This window comes from Streptomyces sirii, assembly GCF_045690365.1.
GTDB lineage: Bacteria > Actinomycetota > Actinomycetes > Streptomycetales > Streptomycetaceae > Streptomyces > Streptomyces sirii.
In genome coordinates this window covers 8,049,461-8,070,076 of record NZ_CP147982.1, presented here as the reverse complement: position 1 = coordinate 8,070,076, position 20,616 = coordinate 8,049,461, and the positions used below count along the sequence as shown (strand labels likewise).

The window sequence follows — 20,616 nt, the reverse complement described above, 5'->3', positions numbered from 1 at the left end:
ACATCCAGCCGCCGATCCGCTCCCCGCGCCGGCACCAGGCCGGTACGCAGCACAAGTCGCGCTGGACAGTTCCGTGCTGAATGCCCAGTGCAATGCTCACTGGCCGACTAGAGCGCTCAGTCACATTGAGTGCGACTGATTCCGCATGCCCCTGCACGGCCTGTCATGCGGCGGCTTCGTGCCCGCGCTGGAACAGCTCCTCGTCGCGACCGCCCCGAGGAAGTCCACCCGGCTCGAGCGCGACGAAAGCCCTTCACCGACGACGTGGAGGAGTTACGGACCCTAACGGAAATCCCGGGACACCTCCCACCTTATGCGCCACTTCAGTGACTTGAGCGGGCAACCTTTTCGCAGTGCGAGTCCTCCTACAGGAGGCGCAGGTGTGCGCATGTACGCATGTCTGCAAGCGCACTCACGCACACCATGCGTCATGCAGGGCCCGACCATGACGAACGTCAACCTGTGCCGCCCAGGCGGCACTTGGGATCCGAGAGGTCTGCTGGATGAAGATTCGCCGCGCCCTGACAGCCGCCGCAGCGGCTGCCGTGATAGCGCCCGCCGCCGTACTGGCCACGCCCGCCGCCGCGCTCGCAACGGAGCCGGTGTCCGAGGCCGGTCCCCGCACGCCCGCCTCTCCCGACTCCCCCGATGTCGCAAGACCGGCGGACCGGTTAGCGGATTCCGCCACGAGCGGCGGCGGAACGGGGAACCCGGACGGGCCGCGGCGCCCGGGGGAAGCCGCTGCCGATGGCTCGGCATCCCAGGACCGCGACGGGGCCGCCCGCCCCACTCCGGGGAAGCCGCCGAAAGCCGCCGGGACCACTGAGGGGACCACCGACGCGGGTGGTGCCACCGGTGGAGGCAAGGACGCCGATGATTCCGACGGTGCGGGTCAGTCCTGCGCGTTCGAGTCCGATCAGTTGCACGTGGCCGTCCACGGGCTGCCGCGCCAGCTGACCGCGGGCGGCACCTGGACCTCCTTCTCCATGACGCTCGCCAACACCACCGGCAAGCCCCTGGGGGAGGTCCAGCCCTTCCTGCTCGTGTCCTCCGCCGAAGACGTCGACCGGCCGTACTGGGAGCTGGAGACCGAGTACCGCGACGCCAAGACGGGGCGGTGGAAGACCTTCCACGACGCGGAGCCCGACGACCTGTTCGGCTTCTTTGCCGTCGGTCCGCGCAGCACCGTCACGCTCCAACTGCGCACCCGCGTGGTCAAGGACGCCAAGCCCGGCGCCGGGTACGCGCTCGCCGCCGGCGACTACCGCAACCGCGACGGTTCCTGTGGTTCGGCCAAGGAAGCCTGGTACGACTTCACCATCCTCCCCGCGGGCGCGAAGCCGACGCAGCCCCCGACCGCCAAGCCGGATGAGCCGGGCAAGCCGGGTGGCACGGCCGAGCCCGGCCAGAGCGCCGCGTCCGGGGGCGGTACGAGTGGTTCCGATTCCACCGGTGGCCTCGGCCCGCAGGGCGGCGCCCTCGCCGAAACGGGCTCCTCGTCCGCGCTCCCGGCGATCGCTCTCGCCGGCGGGGCCGCGATGGTGGTCGGCGCGGGTGCGGTCATCGGCGTACGCCGCCGGAAGGGCATGGCCGGTCCGGGCGCCACGGACATCACCGCGTAAGCCCGATCATTTCTCCAAGAACCTGATAACCCAAGGATCCACGGCCTGCGAACTCAACGACACGGGAAACAAAGGCTCCAAGGGTCCGAAGAACCGGGAGAGAGATCTTCATGAAACTGCGCCGCGCCCTGTCGGCCTCGGCCGCGACGGCCGCCCTGCTCCCCGTGGCGATGGCCGCCGCGCCCGCCTCCCAGGCGGCTCCTGCCGCGGACATCCCGACGTGCTACGACCTCGACACCGCCTACGGGCAGTACCACAACAACACCTTCGTGGGCCGCTCGTTCGGCATACCCAAGTCGATCACTCTCGGCACTCACTGGACGACCTACACCGCCACGCTCACCAACGCCTCGGCGAAGGAGCTGAAGACGTTCGAACTCAGCGCCAAGCTGGGCAGTTACGTCTACAACGAGGGTGAGCGCGACCTGAGCCCGTACGGCGATCTGCAGTACTGGGACACCTCGCAGCGCGCCTGGAAGACGCTGCGCGATGCCGGTGGAAACGCCCGCGGCACCATCCCCGGCCCGAAGACGCTGAAGCCCCGCGAGTCCGTCCACGTGCAGCTACGGTTCAGGGTGAGTAAGGACCTGCCCCTGGACCAAGCGTACGACGCGTTCACCGGCCTCACCGGCACCTTCGTCGACCGCTACCGCGACATGGACTGCACGGCCCACGGCGACGCCGGCGGCGGTTTCTCCCCCCGCAAGGGCTGAAACCCACGGGGAGGGCTGCCGCCGTCGCGGCCCGACGGCGGCAGCCCCACCAGCCGTGCGGTGGCCAGAGGCCGGCGGCCTGCCGGGGTTCACGCGGCGGGGCGGTTGCCGCGGCTCGGGCGGTTGCGGAAGCCGAAGAGGATGGCTGCGAGGGCGAGCAGGATCACCACGAGGAGGGGCCCGTTTCCGCCGGTCAGGCGGGTGGCCTGGTCCTTGAGGTCGCCCCAGAAGCCCCGTTCCGGCGCCTGGACGGAACCGCCCAGCCAGATCGAGCCGTCGGCCGCGGTCACCCGGCGGTCGGTGGAGGACCGTGCGGACTGGGCGAGTTGTGGGTAGCGCTTGCGCATGTCCGCCGAGGAGACGCCGGTCAGCTGGACGTTCGTGAGGTCCGCGCCGCCGTACACGTAGCGGGTGATGCGCTTGTACCGCCCGTCGGTGGTCTCCCGCTTGATGTCGAACTCCTTGTTGCGGTAAGAGCGGACGTAGGCGTCGAAGACCTTTTTGGGACGCCAGTCGCCGGTCATCTTGGCCGGGCCCAGGTCCTTGGAGTCGATCAGCGTGTCGAACGAGGTCCGCTGGCCCTGTCGGTGCCGCTCGCGCACCCACTGCGCGATGATCCGCGCCATGAACGCGCGGCGCAGCGGCGCGTACTCCGGGTCGTTGTTGACCGCCTTCACGACCTTGGGCAGCACGAGGGTGCGCTCCAGGTTCTCGTTGTGGGCGTTGGTGGACGGATCAGCGTTGCACGGCTTCGCATAGGGGTCGTCGATGTGGTCCGATTGCGTCTTCACGTCGAGCTGTGCTTTGAGAATGTAGAGCGCATCGCCGTCCTGGCGCACCTCGACCTTGCCGGGCACGATCCACATCCGGGAGGAGAAGCAGAGGGAACCGTCCGCGGAGCTTTTGAGTTGCCGCCAGTACTCTTTTCCCGTCGCCGAGTCGGGGTGCAGGATCTTCGCCGATGTGCGCTTCATCTGGAGGTCGGCCTCCAGCATGGCGCGTCCGGCGTTGGTTTGTCCCATCGCGGCGTCGACGATGCGGTCCGGTTCGGTGGGATTGAGATTGACCCAGAACTTCTGCGGATCGAGCACCAGCCAGGTCCGCAGATCGGATCCCAGGTTCTTCACCATCCGCATTCCGAGTGCGGTGTTCTGCTGGTAGCCCTTCGGTAGGGGTTGCGAGGAGTAGGCGTACCGCACCCCGCTCGAGGTGTCCGAGAGGTAGCGCATTTCCAACGTCGAGAAGTCCACGCCTCCGTAGGCGTCGGCACCGGGCGGGGAGCCCAGGAGTTGCTGGAGGGCGCCTGACCGTGTGCTCTCGTCCTCCTCGTCACAGGGTCCGGCGGCGAGGGGCACGGCCATCGCCATGACGCGACGTCCGTGGCCGCGTCCCATCGAGGTGCAGGGGGTTTCCGGGCTTCCCGATACCGGTAGGGCTGTCTTGGCCTGTTGCCCCGCCTGTTCTTTCTCCCGGTTGAGTATGGAATTGGCCTTGCTGTTGAGGGCGTTCACCCGGTTCGCGGACTCCGCCTTCTCCTGCTTGGTCGCGTAGTCCGTTCCGGACACGAAGTTACTCTTGTCATTGCCCTTGTTGTTCTCGTCGATGGCGCTGGTGAGTTTGCGGCATTCCGCACACCGGCCACGGTCCGAGAAGCCGGCCTTCGCCCGCTTCATCAGCCTTTCGGTCGCCTTGTGGCCCAGGCCGAGGCTTCGGAGGACGGGGTACAGAAATTTGTCGTAGATGATGGCTTCGGAGTGGTCCTTGCGTGGGTCGTTGACTGCGGCGAACTCCAGGAGTGGGCCGTCCCCCTGAATGCCTATCCGGTCGAAGAGCGCCTCGTTCCCCTCGCGCTTCAGCAGCTTGCCGTACCCGATGTAATAGTCCGAGCGAGAGGGGTTTTCATCGAACTGCCGTGTGATCGATTCCAAATGTGTGGCCTGAAAATTGCTCACATCGAACCAGATGACGGCCAGATTGCGGTTGCCGTCATGCATGTTGAGTGTTTGGTGCGCTTCGTATCCGGCCCGGCCGATCGGGTCGGCCAGGAGTTCGTGAACGATGTCCGCGAACTCGCCTCCCGCCTCGGGCGTCGCGGACTGGCCGGTCTCGGGGGTGTCGGACGCCACCGCCGAAGGGGCCGGTTGGCCGGCGAGCAGGACACCGACGGCCAGGAGGGCGGCGCCCCACCGGCCTCCGCGCACGGCACGGCTAGAGCGGCCGGTCCGCACGGTGCCCACCCGTCTCCTGCTCGGTCCGGTGCGGGAAGCCGGAGACCGGATCGGCCTCGCCGTCGCGCCGGCGGCTCACCGCGACGCCCGCGGCGTCCAGGTAGCCGATCAGGGCCAGGCTCGGGCCGGTGCTCCCGTTCTCCGCGGGCGCGCCGAAGCCCTTCTCGGCCTTCCGGTGGGCGCACCAGCTCGCCGCGACGAGGGCGCCGGGAACCAGAACGGCGACCGCCCCGGCGCCGCCGAGCGAGGCGCCCGTCGAGCACGTCTTCGGGTGGCTCAGGTCGCGGATGTCGAACGACGGCTTGTAGCCGATCCCGACCGAGCAGGCCGAGGCCTGCTGCGGGGTCAGGAGCAGCACCGTTCCGGCGAGGGCGGTGGCGCTGACGGCCGTCCGCCAGGCAGTTCTCAGACCGTTCATGGGGTTACCTCCGAGGACACGCCCTTGAGTCGCGCGATCCGTGCGCGCAACTCGTCGGCGTGAGCTGTGTCTGTGGGATCGTTCTGCACGTGGTGGCCGGCCAGGTCCAACTGGACGGAGTGCAGGCGGTGCAGCGCACGGGCCGCACGCCAGCCGCGCCAGCGCCAGGCACCCACCACCGCCCAGAGCCGCAGCGCGGGCGAGATCAGAACCGGCACCTCCGCCTGGGTGATGGCCGGGCCCGCTGCGACCTCCTCCGCCACGGCCGCCCTCAGCGCGGGTGCGCGTGCCCGTAGACCACGGACCAGCAGCGCGAGGGTCAGGGCGATCAGGGGCAGTTGGGGGAGCAGCCACAGGAACGGGGAGACCACCAGGACGTCGAGCGCACTGCCGACCTCGACGTGTTCCCGGACGAGCCCGGACAGCCACCCCGACAGGAGCTCGGAGGCCGTGGCCCCGCCGATCGCCCCCACCACGGCGGCCGTCGCGATGAGCCCGCGCCGCCGTGCCCGGGCTGCGACGCCGAGCCCGGCCCCCAGCAGCGCGCCGTAGGCCACCTGCCCGCCGAGCAGGCCGATCGACTGCCGGATCCAGTACTCGAAGCCGCCGGTCGACCCGAGCATGCCGCCCAGCGAGCCGTAGATCTTCATGTACATGGCGCTCTCCACGAGGTTGAAGCCGAGCCCCACGGCGGCGCCGAGGACCAGGCCGCTCACGGCATCGGTGACGCGGTGGCGGAACAACAGGAAGAGCAACGCGACGCCGCCCGCGACGGCCAGCGCGTCAACGACGCTGAGGTGCACGATCAGCAGGTCGATGGTGCGGAACTGGTTCTCCGCGAGTCGACTGATGTCGGTGAGGGAGGACTTTCCCAGGTGGCCGAAGAGGGTGCCGAACGCGAGCCCGCTGTAGGCGCGGCCCAGTCCGAACACGATCAACGCGCCCCAGGCGAACGCGGCCAGCAGTGCGGCCAGCGGGACCCGGGCGAACCGCACCCCGCCGCGCAGCAGGAGCAGGACGAGGGCCGTACTGGGCACACAGGCGAGCACCAGCGGGAAGTACTCGACGACGACCACCAGCGACAGCAGACCGAACGGCAACAGCAGGCACCCCAGCGTCAGCCAGGTCAGCGCCACCGAGCGCCGGTCGGATCGGCGCAGGACGGCCGCCGCGATCTGGATGGCCACCCCCGCCACGATGCCCGCCAGCGTGCACCAGAAGACGGCGCGCGGCATGGACAGCAGCCGGTCGAGCGAGCCCGCGAAGCCGGGCATCTTGCCGAGGCCCGCGGGCAGTTCGTAGAAGATCGACAAGGCCGGCTCGTCGGGCAGCACCCGCGGGCGGGTCATGTTCAACAGCAACTCGACCAGGTACAGGACGATCGCGATCCGGGCGATCATCAGCGCCCTGGTATGCGCCAGTTGATCGTCCCGCAACGGCAAGGAAACGAGGCCCTTCACGAGCCACCTCCCGTCAGATCGGTCGGCAGGGGAGGCAGGTCGGTGGGCAGGTCGGTGGGCAGGCCCGTGGGGAAGTCCGTGGGCATCGGGGGCAGGCTCGGCAGGCCCGTGGGCAGGTCCGTGGGGAATCCCGTCGGCATCGAGCCGGGATCCGTCGGCAACGAGGGCATCTTCGGCAGTCGTGGGACGCTCACGGTGGGAGAACTCGTGAGGCCGACGACCAGGGACGCCGTCAGCAGCACCGCACCGACCAGTCCGCCCGCCAGGACCAGCCGGACCGGTACCCGGCCGGGACCCCCCTCCCCGCCTTCGGTGTCGCTCACCGCCGACTCCGGCGGCGACGCGCCGGACGTGTTCGCCATACCCATTTCCCCCACTCCCCCTGACTGGCCATCACTCATCGGAACCCCACACACTCCACGCGGATCCGGCGGAACGCGCGGCCAGGGGCGAACACCGCCCCCGACGCCGCACCGGGCCCGCCGTCGGCCCCAGCTACTCCTTGCGGAGCCGGGCGATGGTGCCGTCCAGGTCCACTGTCGTGGGAGGCACTGAAATCCCGATGAAATAGCGATGACGCAGGCGGCGGTCCGGGCGCGACGCCGGGCCCGTCGCGCGGCCCCCAGAGAGACCTCGTGCGCGTCCTCCGCCCCGTGGGCGTTCGCCTCCGACCGCCGCCCGGCACCTCCCCGTCGCGGCCGAGGCGGGATCGCCTCCCAGCCGTTCTGGCGGCACTGACATGACGGTACGGGCGGCCCGGTGGGGTTCACGGGGTCAGGGGTTCACCACGCTCCAGCGCTCGGCCAGGATGTCGTTGCACGAGGCGAGGCGGACGCTGCCGCGGTCGGCGTCGGGGGCCAGCAGACAGAGGTGGTTGGCTTCGTTGCGGTATACGGGGGCCCACGGAAGGCGCCTGACCTGGGATTCTGTTCCGGTCAGGCGCCTTTGCTCGTCAGGGGGGCGCCCAGCCGCGCAGTACGGCGTGAATCGTTGATCGGAACGCGGTCTCGGCTGCGGTGCCGTCGAGGGCGCCGGCGAGTTCGAGGGTCACGAGTCCGTGCAGGGCGACCCACAGCGAGACGGCGATCAGCGTGGTGTCGCCCGCGAGGGTGTGGTCCGCCACGGCGCGGTCGATCGCCGCGAGGAGCGGTCGTACGGGGTCGTGGTCGCCGACCCGGCCCGACGGGTCGAAGGACTGCGCGCCGCCGAACAGCACGGTGTACAGGTGGCGGTGTTCGCGTCCCCAGCGGCGATACGCGGCGGCCAGCGCGTACAGGTCCTCGACGGCGACCTCGGAGGTGGGGACCGCCGTCACGTCCTGGAACAGGCCGGCGACCGCCCGGTCGCGCACCTCGCGGACCAGTCCGTCCTTGCCCTGGAACAGCGTGTACACCGCCGCCGTCGACGTCCCGGCGGCGGTGGCCAGCGCGCGGACCGTGACCGACTCCTGAGGACGGGTGGCGAACATCTCGGTCGCGCATGCCACGAGCCGTTCTTTGACGGCGGCGTCGTTCGTTCTCGGCCTTCCCACGAGGAGCAGTCTACCCAGGCTGCTAACATCGTTTTGAAACGACGTTTTAAAACACAGGGGGAGATTGCCATGCCACCGTCCGTCATACGTCCCTTCCGCCTCGTCGGCCGCGTGCTGGCGCATACCGCCGCGATGGTGGGGCTGGTCGCCGTCTTCTTGGCGCTGATCGTCGCCACCGACGGCGCGGGATCGGGGTTCGCCGCGTGGTCCGCGACTGTCGGCATCGCGGTCGTCGCGGCGCTGTGGCGGGGCCGCCGCCGGCCCTGGCGGGGACGGCTGGCGCCGTTCCTGCCGGTGTTCGTCGCGGCGGCCCTGACGCTGTCGGTGTGCGTCCCCACCGTTCCCACGGCGCGTCGCCATCCGCCCGCCCTGCCGTTCGTGACCACCGAACACTGGAGCCTGTCCACCGGCAGCCGGGTCGCGGTCTACCACTACCCGCCCACCGGCAACGGCCCCCGGCACCGCGTTCCGCTCGTCTACCTCAACGGCGGGCCGGTGCGCGGCATCTCGTTGCTCGACCACCGCTTCCTGCGGCGGCTCACGAGAGAGGGCTACGACGTGTACACCTACGAGCAGGCCGGCGGCGGACGCAGCGACTTGCTGCCCATGGACCAGTACTCGATCACCCGGTCCGTCCGCGACCTCGGCGCCTTCGTCGACAGGCTCGGCAAGGGCCGCGTCGACGTGCTGGGATTCTCCTCGGGCGCAGTCCTGCTCACCCGCGCGCTGGCCGAACCGGCCATCGCCGCACACCTGCACCGAGCGATCATCGCCGAGCCCGGCCCGATGGACGGCCCCACCACGCGGATCGCGGGGCAGAAGGGCCGGCCGTCGGCTCGCGGCATCGCGCCTGCGATGGCCGGACCGCGCTCCACACACCTCCCGCGGTACGCCGTCGCCTTCGGCTTCGCGCGGCTCGGTCTACTCAGCCCGGACAACGGGCTGTTGGGGCAGGCCGAGGGCGACAACGCCTTCACCGCCGCCGATCTCGGCAGCGACACCGCCTCCGCCTACTGCGCGAAGGACGCGCATCGCATCCCGGTCGAGGACACGGCGCGGAACTTCTCCTTCAGCGCCGCCGCCAGCCTCCGCGTTCAGCAGACGCTCAAGGACTCCCCCGCCATCGCCCCGCAGTTGAGGCGCTCCCGGACACCCGCGATGCTGATGATCGCCGAGTGCTCCTCCCAGGTCCGGCAGTGGGCGACAGCCGTCCTCGCCGACGCCCCTGCCATCCGGCGCACCCAGTACATGCCCGGCGTCGGCCACCACATGTGGAACGGCCTGAGTGACAACGACCGACGAGCGGCAGCCGTCATCACCGCGTTCCTCCAGGACAAGCCCGCCCCGCTGCCCGACTACCCGACCCGAGCCGACATCCCGGCCTTCCTCCACGACCACAAGTAAGCGGGCACGGAAGACGCATGGCCACCGGGTTCTGCGGCCGGCTGTCCTGGCCGGCCGCACCCGACGGCGGGATGCGAGCTGTTGCGCGCACCGTTGCCGTCCCGTCTCATTCGATCTCGCCGGTGGGTGAGCCGGTCGTCTGTACCGCGCGGGCGGATCCGTAGGCTCTGGCGAGTACGCCCACGGTGTCGGCCATGGCCTGGCGCAGTTCGGCCGGCGCGACGACCTCGACGTCGACGCCGAGCCGCAGCAGCTCGCCGCACGCGTGCGCGGTGCTCTCGGTCGGGATGACCGCCGCTATCCATCCGTCGTCACCGACGGCGGTCGCGGTGGAGTCCACAGCCCGCACCAGCTCCGGGGGGACGTTGTCGGGCAGACGCCGGCGTCCCCGCGGGGAAAGGCGGATGGTGGCTGTGCCGGTATAGCGACGGGCCAGAAAATCGTCGAGATACGAGGTCCAGTAGGCGCCCAGGTCGAAGTCCGCAGGCCGGTCGAACCGCTCGTCGCTCAGCACCGCGTCGAGGACCTGCGACACCCGGTAGGTCGCGATCCGGTCCTTCACGGCGGCGACGAGGTACCAGACACCGGACTTGAGTACCAGGCCGTAGGGGCGAAGACGGCGATCCACCTCTTGTGGCGCGCGCCAACGCCGGTAGCGCACATCCACCGCACGCTGGGTGAGCACCGCGTCGACGAACAGGGGCAGGTACGGTGCCTGTTCGGGTTCCCGGTACCAGCCGGGCGCGTCCAGGTGGAACACCGCCGCGGTCCGCATCGCCTCCTCCCGCAGTCCCGTCGGCAGTGCGGCCAGCAGTTTCAGCCGTGCCGCCGTCACCTCCGGTGCGAGCCCCAGGTCGGCGGCCGGGCCGGGCAGCCAGGCGAACAACAGCGCCCGCGCCTCGCCCTCGCTCATCCCGGTCAGGCGGGTGCGATAGCCGTCCAGCAGTTGGTAACCGCCTCCGCGGCCCGGCTCCGCATAGACCGGCACCCCGGCGTCCTGCAGACGCGCCAGGTCACGGTAGGCGGTCCGCACGGACACGCCCAGCTCCTCGGCAATCCCTCGCGCGGACATGCGGCCGCGGGATTGCAGCAACAGCAGCACCGACAGCAGTCGACCGGCAGACATGGGCGCATTCTCCCCGGAAACCCTGACAGCACCTGTCACACGGCCCCCCTACTGTCGGCTCGCGCCCGGCTCCGACCGAACGAGCCGGGAACCCGCGCCCGCAGAAGAGAACCGAACTGGAGCCCGCCGTGCCCCCCACCGCCCCTGACAGCCACCCCGCCGTGATCGAGCTTCGCCAGTACACGCTGCGATCCGGCCGGCGCGACGAGCTCATCGAGCTGTTCGACCGAGAGTTCGTCGAAACCCAGGAAGAAGCCGGGATGATCGTGCTCGGCCAGTTCCGGGACCTCGACGATCCGGATCGCTTCGTCTGGCTGCGCGGATTCCGGGACATGGCGGTACGGCACGACGCTCTGACGGCCTTCTACGGCGGCCCCGTCTGGGCCGAGCACGGCCCCCAGGCCAACGCCACCATGATCGACTCCGACGATGTCCTTCTCCTGCGCCCCCTGTCGGACGCGAACGAACTCGCCGTCCTCCCGTCCAAGCGGCCCCAGGTCGGCGCTCCGGCACCGGAGCGATTCGTGTCCGCCACCGTGTGGTCCTTCCCTCCCGGGCGGCACGACGGCATCGACCTGATCCGGGACGGCCTCCTCCCCGTGCTCCACAAGACCGAACCCGTGCCGCTCGCCGCCTTCACCACCGAGACGGCGCCCAACACCTTCCCCAGGCTGCCGATCCGCACCGGCGAGAACATCGCCGCGATCTTCACCTCGTACCCCGATGAGGCCGCTCACCGACGGCACCTCGCCCACGTACAGGCCCACCCCCTCGTACGGGAGGAGATCCTGCCGGGCATCGAACGAGAACAGACAACAGCCCCCCGGACACTACGGCTGGCGCCCACAGGCCGTTCGCTCGTCTCCTGACCTGCCTCATCCGGGCCACCGAACCGCCTGCGTACGAAGGGCGTCCACCCTCACCCGCTCACGTGCTGGCGTACCTGCTGCCACTCCCAACCCGACTCCCGCAGGGCGCGGGCGCGTTGCACGAGCGCGTCGGTCCGGGTGGCCGCTTCGGTCGGTTCCCAGTAGTGATCGGAGGCGGTCGTCTGGTGCGGATGCTTTCGGTAGAAGACGCTCGGCTCCGCTATGAATTCACCGGGTGCCACGGCCTCCGCGGCAAGGAGCAGAGCAACCGTCTCGGCTCCGGACAGTGCCTGCCAGCCGCCGAGCGCCATCACCAGGCGACGGTGAGCGGCGAAGGTGGTCGCCTGAACGGACAGACGTCGCTCCAGCACCTCGTGATAGAAGCGGCCGGGCTCCAAGGTCCCACCCGCAGGGTCGCACGGACCTGGTGCCGTCCTCCCGTCCTCGTGGAGGTCGATGCAGGCGGATACGCACCATGGGACACGTTCCAGGGTCTCGATGTCCCGCTCCAGCGCGCCGGGCAGCAGCACGTCGTCCGCGTCCAACGTCCGTATCAGCTCTCCCCTCGCGCGCGCGAGGGCGTGTGTGCGCGTCACCGCTATGCGCGCGCGCAGCCCCGTCCCGTAGGTGATCCTGGGGTCACTGGGCAGGCTGTTCCCGGGGATGCCCGAGGTGCCGTCCTCTTGCACGCACCACTCCCACTGCCAGTCATCGGGGAGCTTCTGCTCACGCAGGGATTCATAGGTGTCACCGATGAAGTGGTGGCCGCCTTCGTGTACGGCGGTGATGACGCTGATGGTTCGCATGGGATGGTCCTGTCGGAGAGGGATTGGCCCGTCCGCGATCATGACATGGAGCAATGGCCAAGGCTCACTCTCGGTGCCCAGTGCGTCCATCCCGCTAAAAACCTGAAAACGTCTGGCCAACGGGCAATCCAGCGGTCGGGTGCGGCGGGATGGCCGCGAGCCGGGTCGCGGTAGCCGGCGGCGGTGAGCCCACCGTCGGTCCAGGTGACCACCAGGTCGTCGCGACGCGCGCAAGGAAGTCGGACTCCGCGGACGGATCAGTGCTCTGCGCGGTGGAGAAGACCCCGTGGGGTTGGTCGGCGGGGGTGCCGGTGCCGCGCACACCGGCACCCCCGGGCCTTCTCCCTACAGGGTGAGCAGGGTGCGGCTGGCCATGGTGGTGTCCTGGAGCGGTCTGAGTGCCAGACGGACCAGGGCGAGGGCGTTGTCGTCACCGGCGATGCGGTTCGCGCTGAGTTCGGCGCAGGTCAGACACTGGTGGACGAGCATCCATTCACCGTCCGGCCGGGTGAACATGCACAGTGCCTCCATCCGCCCTCGGCAGTCCGAGGCGCGGTCGCCGGGGATGCGGTGGTCGACGTGGAGACTGGCCAGGCAGTTCGGGCAGTGGTTGCGGTGAACGGTGCCCGGGGCGGTCAAAGGCACGTCCAGACGGCAGTTGACGCACCGGAAGGCGTTGGTGCGGTGGCCGCTGTTCCCGTGCAGGACGTCCTTGTGCCGCTGCGGACGCCGTGCCGCCCGGGCCCGGCTGTGGGGCTGCTTGCGTCGTGGCATGTCGTACTCCTCCTTCCGCCGGTTCACAGGCTGCCGAGTGCTTCGAGCGGGAACGGCGGCTGTGCGAGCGGGCGGACGGCCATACGCATCAAGATGAGTTGGTTGTCGTCCGTGCAGACGGGGTTGGAGGTGAGCTCGTCGCAGCGCACACAGCGGTGGACGAGCATCCAGTCACCGGTGCGCAGCACGGCGATGGCGATCGGGGTCATACGGCCCTGGCAGTGACTCGGGCCGCCCTCGACGTGGTCGCTGACGTGCTGGGAGTGCAGGCACGACGGACAGTGGTTGCGCCGCGTTCCGTCGGCGGCGAAGGTCGAAACGGTGAGACCGCACCATGCGCAGGTGAAGGTGTCGATCTTGAGAGTGTTGTTGGTGCTGGACACCCGGGGTGCTCCTTGCTGAAAGGGTCTGCGATGACAGCAAGAGCCGGCCGAGCGATCCTCGACGAAGAATCCATGCGCATCCGCCGCCCCCTGGGGCAGGCAGGTGCTGCTTGGCGATGAAGACACCGGAACTCACGTCCGGTCGCCGCGCGGAAACGGCGGCAAGCGAGACGGTTGGTTACGCGGTGCGGCGAGGCGCGCTCGGCGCGGTCCGGGGCATAGACACTCTTCCTAGGGCACACGGGCCCGGTCAGCGATCCGCGATCTGCGGTCGCCGGTCACCGTAACAAGATCGCCGGAAGGCGTGCCAGCGAATTTCCCCGGGCGGCTCCACGGCGAAGTGCGGGTGAGATGCCGACCAATCCGCTACTCCCACTACCTCGCTGCCAACCCTGCACCAGTGGTGGTCGAGAGGGCACCGCGCCCGGCATCCGGAAGTCGACGGCGGGCAGGAGCCCGGCGTGCGCCTTGGACGGTCACGCTCAGCCCTGGTGGCCGAAGGCGGCACCGTACGCCCGGTCGAGGAGGCGGCGCAAACGGAGGCCGTCCTGGGCGACCGCGGTGACGAGTGCGGCAGGGCCGGCGAGCGGGGCCAGTACGGCCTGGCTCGGATCCGGGGTGTCGGTGAGCAGTGGGGTGTCGGTGAGCAGTAGGGGTGCGGGCGGGGTGTCCTCGAAGGCCGGGTCGACGATGAGGAGTTGGCCGGTGGATCGGTGGTGGGCGAGGACGGCGGGGCCGTCCCAGCCGACCGCGCCCCGTCCGTACTCGGCTTGCTGGTCGAGCAGGGTGCGCCCCCCGCGCCGGACGGTCAGGCGGGTGGCCACGTGGCCCGGTGGCTCCCCGGCGCGTCCGAGGATCTGTTCCTCGCGCAGCACGAGCCGGGCCGTGGGCGCGAGATCAACGGTGAAGGTCTGCTGCAGGTCGCTGCCGGCGGCGCTGATCAATGGTTTGGGCAGCCAGTGCAGTTGGGCCCCCTCTTCGGCGGTCAGGTCCACGTCATAGGTGGCGGGTTCGGGCGTGGCGCCCTTGAGGGCGAGGGTCGCGGTGGTGGAGGTGACGTGCAGTGCCGCGCCGTGCTCCGCGGTGGCTTCGATGCGCAGCCGGTCGCCGCCGAGGGGTGCGCTCATGGCACCGACGATGGTGACCCGGGCCTCGCTCCCGCGGGGGCGCAGGCGGCGCAGCTCGAAGGGGCCGTCGCCGTCGAGGGCGGTCAGCGTCGTGGTGCCGCCCCGGCCGGTGGCCGTGATGCGGGCGGTGGCGCGTACGCCCGAGGTGGTCGGCTCGGACGCAGGTGTCGCGGCTTCCGGGGTCGTGAAGGTCATGCGGCGCCCGCGGTCCAGTCGGCGAGGCGGTCGCGGACCCAGTCGGCGACCGGCTTGACGCCGTCGGGCTGCTTCAGCGCGGTGAAGGCGACAGGGAGGTCGCCGCGCTGGGCCTTGGCGTCGCGAGCCATGCCTTCCAGATCGACGCCGACGTAGGGCGCGAGGTCGGTCTTGTTGATGACGAGCAGGTCGGCGGTGGTGACGCCGGGGCCGCCCTTGCGCGGGATGTCGTCCCCGCCGGCGGTGTCGATGACGAAGATCTGGGCGTCGACCAGTCCCTTGGAGAAGGTCGCGGTGAGGTTGTCGCCGCCGGATTCCACCAGGACCAGGTCGAGCGAGCCGACGCCCTCGGAGGGGAACGCGGCCTCCAGGTCCTCGACGGCTTCGAGGTTGGCGGAGATGTCGTCGCGGATCGCGGTGTGCGGGCAGGCGCCGGTCTCGACGGCGGTGATCCGCTCGGCGGGCAGTACGGCCTCACGGCGCAGGAATTCCGCGTCCTCGCGGGTGTAGATGTCGTTGGTGACGACGGCGATGGACAGTTCGTCCCGCAGTGCCCGGCACAGCGCGGCGACGGTGGCGGTCTTGCCGGTGCCGACCGGGCCGCCCAGGCCGATGCGCAAGGCGCGCCGAGTGCCGTCGGGGCGTGCAGGGGCGGCGGCGCTGTAGGCGTGCCGCTCGGGGAAGGTGTCCTGGTGGTCGAGGTGCATACGGGCTCCGTGCTTGTGTGGGAGGGACGCAGGTCAGGAGGCGAAGAGCCGTACCGGCCAGGCGGCGTGCGCCTCGGCGGTGATGTCCAGCAGGGGCGCGGAGGCGGCGGGCAGGGCGTCGCAGCCCTCCGCGGGGATGCGATCGGCGGCCTCGGTGGCCGCGGCCGCCACCCTGTCGAGGTCGGCGGCCAGACGGGCGAGGACGGCGGTGGCGTCGAACGGGTCCAGGCTCAGCAGCCGGACCGCCGCCGTGGCCGGGCCGCTGACGCTCTCGTACGCCGCGGCGTGGGCGGCGTCCAGGGGTGTCAGGCCGGCGGACCGGGCGGCCAGGCCGAGGACGACGGGCTGGTGGGCGCCGCGCGGGCGGGCCGCGGCCAGCGCGTCGAGTGCGGGGCTCGGCCAGGTGGCGCGGGCGGCTCGCATCAGCTGGCGGCCCAGTTTCCGTGCCGTGGACCGCAACGCCGGCACCGGGGTGCGGGCGTCGGCGGCCTCGTCCAGCACCAGGGGGTCGACTCCGGCGGCGGCCGCGGCGGCCAGGGCCGCCGCGACCAGGCCCGCGGTGTGCAGTCGCCCCCGGCAGAAGTCCGCCAGCGAGGCGCTGTCGGTGACGCGGCCCGCCCGGACCGCCGGTTCGGCCCCGCCGGAGTGCGCATGCCCTCCGGCGGGGAACCGGCCGTCGGCCAGGACGAGCAGCGCGGCGCGTGTCATGGTGCGCAGCTCACCTTCCACTCTCTGTGCTGTGTCGGCGGGCCTCAGAAGAGGAAGTACCGCTGGGCCATGGGCAGTTCGGTGGCGTAGTTCCGTTCGACGCCATGTCCGTCGATCTGTGCGGACACGTCCTCCACCTTCGCTCCGCCGACGATGACCTCGAAGGTGTCGGGGTCGATCTCGACGTCGGGGCAGGCGTCGTTCTCCTTCATATGCTCCTTGCGGATGCTCCGCGTGTCGCGGATGGCCTTGAACTCCTTACCCAGCTTGAGGCGTTCGGGAAGGCCGTCGTCGATGGCCTGGCGGGTGACGAAGTTGAACGAGTTGGAGCGGGGTGACAGGCCGGTGGACCCCCACACGGCGCGGGGCAGGACCGGCTGCGGGGTGGGGATGGAGGCGTTGGCGTCACCCACCTGCGCGTAGGCGATCTGTCCGCCCTTGAGGACCGTATGGGTCTTGACCCCGAAGAACTTCGGCTCCCACAGCACCAGATCGGCGAGCTTGCCCACCTCGACCGAGCCGACCTCCTCGTCGATACCCTGGGCGATCGCCGGGTTGATGGTGTACTTCGCGACGTAGCGCCGGGCTCGGTTGTTGTCGGCCCGGTTCGGGGCGGGGTGTTCCCGGCAGACGTCCGTCTCCCGGGTGCAGCCGTCGCCGGGCAGGAAGCCGCGCCGCTGCTTCATGACGTGCGCGGTCTGCCAGGTCCGCAGCACGGTCTCGCCGATGCGGCCCATGGCCTGGGCATCGGAGGACATGATCGAGATGGCACCGAGGTCGTGCAGGATGTCCTCGGCTGCCATGGTGGAGGGCCGGATGCGCGAGTCGGCGAAGGCCAGGTCCTCCGGCACGGCGGGGTTGAGGTGATGGCAGACCATCACCATGTCGAAGTGCTCCTTGACCGTGTTGACGGTCAGCGGCCGGGTGGGATTGGTGGACGCGGGCAGCACGTTCGGCTTGCTCACCATGGTGATCATGTCCGGTGCGTGCCCGCCACCCGCGCCCTCGACGTGGAACACATGGAGGGGCTCGTCGCCGATGGCCTCCAGGGTGCTCTCGACGAAGCCCGCCTCGTTCAACGAGTCGGCGTGGAGGGCCAGTTGAACGCCGGAATCCCTGCACACCTGAAGGCAGGACCGGAGGGTGGCGGGCGTGGCGCCCCAGTCCTCATGGATCTTGAAACCGATCACGCCGGCGTTCACCTGGTTGCGGAGCGACTCCTCGGACATGGTGCTGCCCTTGCCGAGCAGTCCGACGTTGACCGGGAAGCTGTCCAGCGCCTCGAAGGTCCGGGCGAGGTGCCAGCGGCCCGGCGTGACCGTGGTGGCGGTGCTGCCCTCGGCCGGCCCCGTCCCGCCGCCGATGAGCGTGGTCACTCCCGCGGCCAGGGCCTCCCCCACCTGCTCGGGGCAGATGAAGTGGACGTGGGTGTCGACACCGCCCGCCGTGAGGATCTTCCCGTTGCCGCCGATCACCTCGGTCTCGGGACCGATGACGAAGTCCGTGGCGACCGGATGGTCGTCGTGGATACGGTCCATGGTCTCGTGGTTGTACGCCTTGCCGAGCGCGGCGATCCGGCCGTCGCGGAGCGCGACATCGGCCTTCACCACGCCCCAGTGGTCCAGGATCACGACACCGGTGATGACGGTGTCGGGAGCGTTGGGACGTTCCGGATGCCCCGGCCCCGCGGGGTCACGCGGAACTGCGGACTGCCCCATCGACTCCCGGATCACCTTGCCGCCGCCGAAGACCATCTCGTTGCCGCTGTGCTCCGGACCGCCCGACCAGTCCTCGGTGATCTCGATCCGCAGCTGGGTGTCCGCAAGGCGGATGCAGTCGCCCTTGGTCGGACCGAACAGGTCGGCGTAGTCGGCGCGGGCCAGGCCCCCGCCTTCGTCGCCGCGCGGAGTCCGGGGTTCGGGGCGGGTCGTGGGGTCAGTCATCGAGGTCACCTCCGACACAGCCGCGCAGACCGAGGACGCGGCGTTCGCCCTCGATGCGGATCAGCTCGACCGGCTGCGGGATACCGGGCTCGAAGCGCACGGAGCTGCCGGAGGCGACGTTCAGGCGCTTGCCGTAGGCGACGCCCTTGAACTTGCGCTCGGGTTCGTCGGGCCCACTCCAGGTGAGGCCATCGTTGACCTCGGCGAAGTGGTAGTGGGAGCCGACCTGGATGGGACGGTCGGCCGTGTTGCAGACGGTGAGTTCGGTGATTTCCCGGTCCTTGTTGAAGGGAATGTGGCCGGCCCCCTCCGGGTGGTCGATCTTCCCCGGATGCACGAGGGACTCGTCATCGGACTCCGCACAGCAGTCACGACGGGGGACGGGGTCGTGGAGGGTCACCAGCTTCGTACCGTCGGGGAAGGTCGCCTCCACTTGGACGTACGAGATCATCTCGGGCACGCCCTCCATGACCTCCTCGCGACCGAGCACCTTCGCCCCGGAAGCCATGAGTTCGGCAACGGTACGGCCGTCCCGGGCCCCTTCGAGGATGTGCACGGTCAACAGAGCCATGGCCTCGGGGTAATTGAGTCGCACACCACGGGCCCGGCGTTTTTCGGCGACGTCCGCCGCCACATGAATCATCAAACGCTCTTGCTCATGCGGAGTCAGGTGCATAGCATTACCATGCCTTTGCATTCCTTCGGAATCACTGGAGTTTCCTTCGGCGGCGTCCCGCGCCGGACACCGGCAGAAAGAATTCGGTAGCACTTACCGACAGATCAACACAGCCTCGGCTGGACGTCTTCGGACATGACGAATACGCATGCACGCGAAGTCAGGGGATTCCAGCCACGCGACGCTTTCATCACTGACACTCAGGAGGAGAGAGCGACAGGCCATTGGGTGGTGCGGAGTCCGCATTCCTGAAACGGGATGCGGAACGGAGTCCGTCGACCCTGGTCGTGGCTGCTCACCGCCCTCTTACTATGCCCCCCAACTCTTCGGTGCCAGCCTTGATCGTGGCCGAGAACGACCACCAGATTCCCCGTTGCGTCCGCCCGGGTAAAGAGACACTTCCAGCCACGCGAAACAGCGACGCCCCCCTTCCGTAGACCACACCCCTGGCGACCGACGGAAGGAGGCGCCAGGCAACGGAAGGCAAACGATCACAGAATCAGCAGGACAGAACAGAACTTCCTGGCAATTCAAGCACTGCCGCCCTCCCGTCAAAGGCTCCCGAGCATCGGGAAGGACCGACGCATCGTGCTCCATATGACAGGGACAAGCTCCCCAAAGAGCCCGGCCGCTAGCGTGACCCACCGAACGCTCGTGCCGAGTTTGAGGCTGCCGAGCACGGGAATGCCGGTCACATAAGAGCCCGCTAATAGCGGGCGACATAGCGTTTGCGCTGCGCACCCGTTCGGCGTGAGCCACCAAACTTCGGCGACTGGTCCGAAAAGCAGCGCCTACTGGCGGGCTTCCTCCCGCCGACATCTTGAGGAGTTCGCTCACCGAGCCGGTGAAACGGCGGCCCTGGACGAAGCGGCAGCCGATCGTCCACGCGCCGGGGTCGTCTCCCAGGTGGTGATCGGCCCGTTCCGTGACGCCGACGCCCTCCTTGCTCACGTACGACTCTGTACGGTCAGGCGCCCTACGTAGCCGCCGAGCCCCGCCGTAGCAGTCCACGTTGTGGGCGTCGGGGTGGCGGATCTTTGCCCTTGACCGGCAATGGCGCAGGTCAGAGCGGTGCGGCTCGGGCTGTCAGGTGGCGCAATACTGCCGCAACACCATCGGGGGCGCCGCGCCGGTACGTTCCCTGCCATGCCAGCCGAACGCATCCCCGCCTCGCTTCCGGTCGCCGCCGCGCGCCGTCGGCGGCTGCGTGCGGACCGGGCCCGGCAACTCGCCGATCTGCTGCGCCACCAGATCCTGGCGGGCGGTTTTCCGCGCGGCGTCCTCCCGTTGGAGAACGTCATCGCCGCCGACTACCGGGCCAGCCGCAACACCGTCCGGCTCGCCCTCGACCTGCTGCGCGGCGAGCAGCTCGTGGAGCGCAAGGCCGGCGTCGGCACCGTCGTGGTCTGCGAGAAGTACGCGCACGGCCTCGACCGGCTCCAGGGCCTGGCCGAGACCCTGCACGAGCACGGCCGGGTCACCAACGAGGTCCGCACCGTCGGACCGGTCAGTGCCCCCGGCCCGGTGGCGCACCGACTCGGCCTGCCCGACCACACCGACGTGCTCTGTATCGAGCGGCTGCGCCGCCTCAACGGACTGCCGCTCTCCCTGGACCTGTCCTATCTGCCCATGGACGTGGGCGGTGAACTGCTCGGCTGCGACCTGGAGTCCACGGACGTGTTCCGGCTCCTGGAGACGCTGACCGGCGGCCCACTGGGGCATGCCGAGATCACTCTCGAAGCCGTGAACGCCGACGCCCACTCCGCAGCGGTGCTGCAGGCTCCGCGCGGGAGTGCCGTGCTGATGCTGGAGCGGCTGACCCATCTGCCCGACGGGCGGCCCGTGGACCTGGAGTTCATCCGCTTCCGCGGCGACCGCATCACCATGAGCGGCGTCCTGCACCGCTCCGTCTGACCCCGTTTCCCA

The 20,616-nt window shown here is 69.9% G+C and carries 19 protein-coding genes; 5 read left to right on the top strand and 14 right to left on the bottom strand.

Features of this window, described 5'->3' with window-relative positions:
• The first annotated feature begins 926 nt into the window (after positions 1–926).
• On the top strand, positions 927–1,622 hold the full coding sequence (locus WAB15_RS35740; protein WP_407288831.1) for an LPXTG cell wall anchor domain-containing protein: 696 nt from the start codon (positions 927–929) through the stop codon (positions 1,620–1,622).
• Between the two features lie 110 nt (positions 1,623–1,732).
• Complete coding sequence (locus WAB15_RS35735; protein WP_407288830.1) at positions 1,733–2,335, top strand: hypothetical protein; 603 nt, start codon at positions 1,733–1,735, stop codon at positions 2,333–2,335.
• Positions 2,336–2,424: 89 nt separating this feature from the next.
• Here the strand turns inward: WAB15_RS35735 and WAB15_RS35730 are convergent, their stop codons facing one another.
• The 5 genes from WAB15_RS35730 to WAB15_RS35710 all read right to left on the bottom strand — a co-directional run bounded on the left by WAB15_RS35730 (position 2,425) and on the right by WAB15_RS35710 (position 7,972).
• Positions 2,425–4,536 carry a hypothetical protein gene (locus WAB15_RS35730; RefSeq protein WP_407288829.1) on the bottom strand — a complete coding sequence of 704 codons (2,112 nt, stop codon included), beginning with the start codon at positions 4,534–4,536 and terminating at the stop codon, positions 2,425–2,427.
• Positions 4,537–4,543: 7 nt separating this feature from the next.
• Entirely contained in the window at positions 4,544–4,981 is a 438-nt protein-coding gene (locus WAB15_RS35725) for a hypothetical protein (RefSeq protein ID WP_407288828.1), read from the bottom strand.
• On the bottom strand, positions 4,978–6,441 hold the full coding sequence (locus WAB15_RS35720) for a PrsW family glutamic-type intramembrane protease (protein ID WP_407288827.1): 1,464 nt from the start codon (positions 6,439–6,441) through the stop codon (positions 4,978–4,980). The genes WAB15_RS35725 and WAB15_RS35720 overlap by 4 nt, the downstream gene beginning before the upstream one ends.
• Positions 6,438–6,803, bottom strand: coding sequence for a hypothetical protein (locus WAB15_RS35715; protein WP_407288826.1), 366 nt, complete (start codon positions 6,801–6,803; stop codon positions 6,438–6,440). The genes WAB15_RS35720 and WAB15_RS35715 overlap by 4 nt, the downstream gene beginning before the upstream one ends.
• A 590-nt stretch (positions 6,804–7,393) precedes the next feature.
• Complete coding sequence (locus WAB15_RS35710; protein ID WP_407288825.1) at positions 7,394–7,972, bottom strand: TetR/AcrR family transcriptional regulator; 579 nt, start codon at positions 7,970–7,972, stop codon at positions 7,394–7,396.
• 69 nt (positions 7,973–8,041) lie between these two features.
• Between WAB15_RS35710 and WAB15_RS35705 the strand changes: the two genes are divergently transcribed.
• Positions 8,042–9,376 (top strand): alpha/beta hydrolase, encoded by a 1,335-nt coding sequence (locus tag WAB15_RS35705; RefSeq protein WP_407288824.1) that lies wholly within the window; start codon positions 8,042–8,044, stop codon positions 9,374–9,376.
• A gap of 106 nt (positions 9,377–9,482) precedes the next feature.
• On the opposite strand, the gene WAB15_RS35700 is transcribed toward WAB15_RS35705, so the two are convergent.
• Positions 9,483–10,502: a helix-turn-helix transcriptional regulator gene (locus WAB15_RS35700; RefSeq protein WP_407288823.1), complete on the bottom strand. Its 1,020-nt coding sequence runs from the start codon at positions 10,500–10,502 to the stop codon at positions 9,483–9,485.
• 161 nt (positions 10,503–10,663) lie between these two features.
• Here WAB15_RS35700 and WAB15_RS35695 point away from each other — a divergent pair, with 161 nt between their 5' ends.
• On the top strand, positions 10,664–11,371 hold the full coding sequence (locus tag WAB15_RS35695; protein WP_407288822.1) for an NIPSNAP family protein: 708 nt from the start codon (positions 10,664–10,666) through the stop codon (positions 11,369–11,371).
• Between the two features lie 50 nt (positions 11,372–11,421).
• Here the strand turns inward: WAB15_RS35695 and WAB15_RS35690 are convergent, their stop codons facing one another.
• The 8 genes from WAB15_RS35690 to WAB15_RS35655 all read right to left on the bottom strand — a co-directional run bounded on the left by WAB15_RS35690 (position 11,422) and on the right by WAB15_RS35655 (position 18,690).
• On the bottom strand, positions 11,422–12,177 hold the full coding sequence (locus WAB15_RS35690) for a glycosyltransferase family 2 protein (RefSeq protein ID WP_407288821.1): 756 nt from the start codon (positions 12,175–12,177) through the stop codon (positions 11,422–11,424).
• Positions 12,178–12,522: 345 nt separating this feature from the next.
• The gene (locus tag WAB15_RS35685) at positions 12,523–12,951 is read right to left on the bottom strand and encodes an RNHCP domain-containing protein (protein ID WP_399145482.1); all 429 of its coding nucleotides are present in this window, start codon (positions 12,949–12,951) and stop codon (positions 12,523–12,525) included.
• A 23-nt stretch (positions 12,952–12,974) separates the two neighbouring features.
• Positions 12,975–13,334 (bottom strand): RNHCP domain-containing protein, encoded by a 360-nt coding sequence (locus WAB15_RS35680; RefSeq protein WP_407288820.1) that lies wholly within the window; start codon positions 13,332–13,334, stop codon positions 12,975–12,977.
• Positions 13,335–13,816: 482 nt separating this feature from the next.
• The gene (locus tag WAB15_RS35675; RefSeq protein WP_407288819.1) at positions 13,817–14,656 is read right to left on the bottom strand and encodes an urease accessory protein UreD; all 840 of its coding nucleotides are present in this window, start codon (positions 14,654–14,656) and stop codon (positions 13,817–13,819) included.
• Positions 14,653–15,363 (bottom strand): urease accessory protein UreG, encoded by a 711-nt coding sequence (gene ureG, locus WAB15_RS35670; protein ID WP_407288818.1) that lies wholly within the window; start codon positions 15,361–15,363, stop codon positions 14,653–14,655. Before ureG ends, WAB15_RS35675 begins: the two co-directional genes overlap by 4 nt.
• Before the next feature lie 33 nt (positions 15,364–15,396).
• The gene (locus WAB15_RS35665; RefSeq protein WP_407288817.1) at positions 15,397–16,071 is read right to left on the bottom strand and encodes an urease accessory protein UreF; all 675 of its coding nucleotides are present in this window, start codon (positions 16,069–16,071) and stop codon (positions 15,397–15,399) included.
• A 44-nt stretch (positions 16,072–16,115) separates the two neighbouring features.
• The gene (locus WAB15_RS35660; protein WP_407288816.1) at positions 16,116–18,014 is read right to left on the bottom strand and encodes an urease subunit alpha; all 1,899 of its coding nucleotides are present in this window, start codon (positions 18,012–18,014) and stop codon (positions 16,116–16,118) included.
• The gene (locus tag WAB15_RS35655; RefSeq protein ID WP_407288815.1) at positions 18,007–18,690 is read right to left on the bottom strand and encodes an urease subunit gamma; all 684 of its coding nucleotides are present in this window, start codon (positions 18,688–18,690) and stop codon (positions 18,007–18,009) included. Before WAB15_RS35655 ends, WAB15_RS35660 begins: the two co-directional genes overlap by 8 nt.
• A 1,146-nt stretch (positions 18,691–19,836) precedes the next feature.
• Between WAB15_RS35655 and WAB15_RS35650 the strand changes: the two genes are divergently transcribed.
• Positions 19,837–20,604 (top strand): GntR family transcriptional regulator, encoded by a 768-nt coding sequence (locus WAB15_RS35650; RefSeq protein WP_384427446.1) that lies wholly within the window; start codon positions 19,837–19,839, stop codon positions 20,602–20,604.
• Positions 20,605–20,616 lie beyond the last annotated feature (12 nt).

What these genes read in the sequence shown, in the direction of transcription:
- WAB15_RS35735 (WP_407288830.1), top strand. Translation starts at nt 1,733, where the DNA reads ATGAAACTGCGCCGCGCCCTGTCGGCCTCGGCCGCGACGGCCGCCCTG.
- WAB15_RS35725 (WP_407288828.1), bottom strand. Translation starts at nt 4,981, where the DNA reads ATGAACGGTCTGAGAACTGCCTGGCGGACGGCCGTCAGCGCCACCGCC.
- WAB15_RS35715 (WP_407288826.1), bottom strand. Translation starts at nt 6,803, where the DNA reads ATGGCGAACACGTCCGGCGCGTCGCCGCCGGAGTCGGCGGTGAGCGAC.
- WAB15_RS35705 (WP_407288824.1), top strand. Translation starts at nt 8,042, where the DNA reads ATGCCACCGTCCGTCATACGTCCCTTCCGCCTCGTCGGCCGCGTGCTG.
- WAB15_RS35700 (WP_407288823.1), bottom strand. Translation starts at nt 10,502, where the DNA reads ATGTCTGCCGGTCGACTGCTGTCGGTGCTGCTGTTGCTGCAATCCCGC.
- WAB15_RS35690 (WP_407288821.1), bottom strand. Translation starts at nt 12,177, where the DNA reads ATGCGAACCATCAGCGTCATCACCGCCGTACACGAAGGCGGCCACCAC.
- WAB15_RS35685 (WP_399145482.1), bottom strand. Translation starts at nt 12,951, where the DNA reads ATGCCACGACGCAAGCAGCCCCACAGCCGGGCCCGGGCGGCACGGCGT.
- WAB15_RS35675 (WP_407288819.1), bottom strand. Translation starts at nt 14,656, where the DNA reads ATGACCTTCACGACCCCGGAAGCCGCGACACCTGCGTCCGAGCCGACC.
- ureG (WP_407288818.1), bottom strand. Translation starts at nt 15,363, where the DNA reads ATGCACCTCGACCACCAGGACACCTTCCCCGAGCGGCACGCCTACAGC.
- WAB15_RS35665 (WP_407288817.1), bottom strand. Translation starts at nt 16,071, where the DNA reads ATGACACGCGCCGCGCTGCTCGTCCTGGCCGACGGCCGGTTCCCCGCC.
- WAB15_RS35660 (WP_407288816.1), bottom strand. Translation starts at nt 18,014, where the DNA reads ATGACTGACCCCACGACCCGCCCCGAACCCCGGACTCCGCGCGGCGAC.
- WAB15_RS35655 (WP_407288815.1), bottom strand. Translation starts at nt 18,690, where the DNA reads ATGCACCTGACTCCGCATGAGCAAGAGCGTTTGATGATTCATGTGGCG.
- WAB15_RS35650 (WP_384427446.1), top strand. Translation starts at nt 19,837, where the DNA reads ATGCCAGCCGAACGCATCCCCGCCTCGCTTCCGGTCGCCGCCGCGCGC.